General features: G+C 31.5%; 4 protein-coding genes and 1 pseudogene. All 5 read left to right on the top strand.

Going from position 1 to position 3,931, the window contains the following annotated elements:
- Window positions 1-649: pseudogene (locus CQA75_RS08725) on the top strand (phage tail protein); the annotation flags it as partial.
- A 9-nt stretch (window positions 650-658) separates the two neighbouring features.
- Entirely contained in the window at window positions 659-1,153 is a 495-nt protein-coding gene (locus CQA75_RS08720; protein ID WP_137624577.1) for a DUF4376 domain-containing protein, read from the top strand.
- A gap of 2 nt (window positions 1,154-1,155) precedes the next feature.
- On the top strand, window positions 1,156-1,527 hold the full coding sequence (locus CQA75_RS08715; protein ID WP_137624576.1) for a DUF1353 domain-containing protein: 372 nt from the start codon (window positions 1,156-1,158) through the stop codon (window positions 1,525-1,527).
- 99 nt (window positions 1,528-1,626) lie between these two features.
- Window positions 1,627-2,637, top strand: coding sequence for a hypothetical protein (locus CQA75_RS08710; RefSeq protein WP_246023824.1), 1,011 nt, complete (start codon window positions 1,627-1,629; stop codon window positions 2,635-2,637).
- 3 nt (window positions 2,638-2,640) lie between these two features.
- Window positions 2,641-3,831 (top strand): phage tail sheath family protein, encoded by a 1,191-nt coding sequence (locus CQA75_RS08705; protein WP_137624575.1) that lies wholly within the window; start codon window positions 2,641-2,643, stop codon window positions 3,829-3,831.
- The last annotated feature ends 100 nt before the right edge of the window (window positions 3,832-3,931 follow it).

The following is a 3,931-nucleotide window of genomic DNA, read 5'->3' as shown; positions in this document are numbered from 1 at the left end:
TATGATAAAAATTGTCATGGAGCTTTCTAATGCAGAAGAAGTGATTTTAAAACTAGATCCAAGTGTGATTATGGCAAGTCGTGATTATGTGGATGCTATTAAAGTAGAACTCAATCTTAAAATTGATGCTTTAACGCAAAAATATGATGCAGAATTTAAAAAAGTATGGAATGAGCTTTCTAAATATCTTTTAGAAAGCAAATTTAACACAGAAATTGCTAAATATGTTACTTTAACTACAGATCAAAACATTAATGGAATTAAAAATTTTACCAAACTACCTACAAGTAATTTACAAGCAAGCAAAGATGAGGAATTTGTCAATTTGAGTACTTTGAAAAAACAAGTCCCTAATCTAGCGGGTGGATTGGGAGTAAATCAAACTTGGCAAAATGTTTCTAGAAATTTTAATGTCACCTATACTAATAACACAAACAAACCAATAGTTGCAATTTTTGAAGCTTTTCTTAAGGGATATAATTTTTCTTGCAGTACTCAATTTTTAATAATATGTGAACCTTCTGGCGATGGAGCAAAATATTATGGTATCGGAATTATACCACCCAATGAACAATATCGAATAAGTTCTGAAAGAGGAAGTGGACTTTATCCTAGCATATCAATTAATTATTTTAAGGAACTTAGATAAGGAGAAAAAATGAAATATTTTATAGATAAAAACAATCAAATTTATGCTTATGAAGATGAAGTAGCAGATGAGCAAATCAAAGAAGGATTGACTCCGATCAGCGAAGAAGAGTTTAATGCTTTAATAAATCCTCCTAAAAGCGAAGAGGAGCTTTTAAACGAGGCAAAAGAGTTAAAAATCAATGAAATCAATCAAACTAAAGAAAAAGTTTTAAATGGTGGATTTTCATTTGAAGGTAAAATCTATCAAAGCTCTAGCGAGGATCAATTAAGAATAAATGGAGCAATAACTAATGCTCTTGTTAATCCTAATTTAATCTCTTATATTGATTGGATAGCACTTGATAATACAACTACAAGATTTAGTGTGGAAGAGTTTAAACTCTTTGCAAGTAGCATGGCTTATTTTGTACAAGAGACTATTTTTAAAGCAAAAGACTTAAAAGAAAAAATTAGAAACGCCACTTCTTTGGAAGAATTAAACTCAATTACATGGGAGGATTAAAAATGACTAAAACAGAGCTAAAAAGAGTATGCGTAAAACCTTTTGATAAAGACAGGTTTGAAGTGATAAATGATTACGCTTTTACTTTAGCTAGTTTTAATGGAGTGATACCAAAAGGTTTTAAAACTGATGGAGCGAGTATCCCACGTATCTTTTGGAGTTTTTATCCACCTTTTAAAAGTGAGTATTTTAGTGCTTGCGTGATACATGATTATTTATGCGAAAAAGCTAATTCAAGAAAGGATTATAAACTTGCTGATTTTGCTTTAAAAGAAGCAATGCTATTGCTTGGATGTTCTAAGTTTAAATGCTTTGTTTTTTACCATGCTTGCAATGCTTTTCACTTTGTAAAATGCCTGATAAAAAGCAAATAAAAAGGTGAGCCTTACCCACTTTAGTGGGACGGGGGCTTTAGAAAAAGCGACTTTGGGCGGACTTGTTCGCACAAAGTAAAAGCATAAAAAGGAGTTAAAATGAAAGATTACGGAATTTCTTATATTCCAAATGCCAATCAAAGTTTTAAAGAACCAAGCGAACCTATAGTGAGTGATAAGCTTAGTATCCAAAAAGTTAATGAACTTATAGATAAAAAATTAAATCTTTTTAAAGAAGATATGGTGAGTAAAGAAGAACTTGAAAGTCTCATTCAAGAGATTTTAAAAGATGAGGGTTTTCAAAATACAAACATAAAAATATCAAAAACCCCACCTACCTATAAAACCGAAGCTGAAGTGGGAGAAATATGGGCTGTTTTAGAAAGCAAAAAGCAATTATTTATTTGCATTTCTAAAGATGAAAAATTTACAAATTGGGTGGATTTATTGGGAGATGGAAGTAATGATATTATCCCTAAAGAAAAAATCATCATCACATTTGATAATACTACAACAGGTGGACAATATGGTGGTTGTATGAGTGATTTAAGACTTGGTTTTGAAAAAGGTTTTGCTACTCCAAACAAAGTCCAAGATGAATACGAAAACGCAAAATTTACTATGACTAAAGATGGTGATGGACTTAATAGGAGTGATTTTACTATAGATTCTAATCCTACTCCTACAGATAATCAAATTGTAGGAACGATTAAAACAAGTGGGATTTATAAAGAATCTTATCACAAAATCGCCCATGTGTTTAAAAAATACAATGGTGGTGCTGATGAGTGTTGCTTATGGTCTAGTTCAGGAAGTAGAGAGGTAAGCATAGAACTTGAAAATACACAAATGCCAAATCAGCTTTTTGCTAGAGGCAATGGATATTATGGACAAACAGAAATTTCTAATGTAAAAGCAAAAAAATCAATTTTTGTAGGAGAAAAAGAAGTTGAGAGTGAAGATTTTAATGTTAATAAATTAGAAGCTGACTCTAATACTTATGGAGATTATGCTTTTTTATTTGAAATTTCTAAACAAGAACAAGATTCTGCTAGTTTAAAATCTAAAAAATTAAAATCTAAAAATACAAAAAAATCAAACAAGGAGTAAATTATGGCAGCACAATATGGAGTTAATTATAATATCAGCAATGGTGCGGCAAGTCCTATTAAGGTTCAAAGTGACACACCTATAGGAATTGTTGCTTGTATTAAAGGTGCTAATAAAGAAATGCTCTATACAAAAGCAAGATATGAAAGCACAGATGAAATGCCAATCTTTGCTTTTTCAAATGTAAGCAAGGCGATTGATTTTACAAAAGATTTAATCAAAGAAAACAACTTAGAAGATTTTAGACTCTTAGATTCTTTAACTTGTATAGATAATCAAGATGTTACTTGTGTGATTATTATTAGTTTTTTTGAAGAAAGCGATGAAGAAGCTGCAAACTTGACAAATTGTTTAAATGCAATAGAAGCTTTTAAAAAAGCTAAACATCGCACAGGTTTTACTCCTGATATTATCATAGCACCCTATTATTCAAGTGAAGCAGGTGTAAAAGCTAAACTTGAAAGCATAGCAAGTGCTATGAATATCACTGCTATTGTGGATTTATATGCCACAAATACAGGAGAAGCTATAAATGCTATGGAAGCTTTTAGTTCTAAAAGATTGGTTGCTACGTGGCCTCAAGTTCAAATTTTAAACTCACAAGGAAAATATGCCTATGTTCCACAATCTCCTATCATCGCAGGTATGATAGCTCATACAGATGGGGATACAGAGTATGGCTTTAGTGATTCTTATTCAAATAGAGTAATGAATGGCGTTACTGGAGTGGAACATTTTATTGATTTTGTGATGGGTGAGGATTGTGATGCAGATCGGCTTAAAAAAAATCATATTTCTACTTGCATACTTTGCGAAGGTTATCGCTCTTGGGGCGGGGAAACAAGTGATGAAGATACGATTTGGCAAGATTTAGCAAGGGTAAGAACTTTTGATCGCATTGCAATTGCTGCCCAAAAAGCAAGTTTTAAAGCGATTGATAAAAAAGCAAGTGAGCTTTATTTTATTAAAACAAGCGTGGAAGAGCTTTTAAGAGATTTAAAAGGAGCAAAAGTCTTAATTGGCTATGAAGTGAGTTGGGATGAAGAGCGTAATACAAATGCAAATATCAGTGCGGGTAAATTTTATCTTAATATTAAGATGATGAATAATCCTATAGTAAAACAAATCACGCTCGAGCTTATTTATAGTGATGAATGGGCTGATGATTTGGTTAAAATCATCAGTGCGGATTGATTTTAAAAAATAGTGAGTTTTGCTAGAAAGAATCTTTAGATAAAACCTCGTTTTTCACAGCGAAATCAAAAAAGGAGAAAAAATGTTTAATAGAATACCT

Origin of the sequence: Campylobacter taeniopygiae (assembly GCF_005406225.1) — a bacterium.
In the GTDB taxonomy this organism is placed as follows: domain Bacteria; phylum Campylobacterota; class Campylobacteria; order Campylobacterales; family Campylobacteraceae; genus Campylobacter_D; species Campylobacter_D taeniopygiae.
This window is presented reverse-complemented; position numbering and strand designations above follow the sequence as displayed.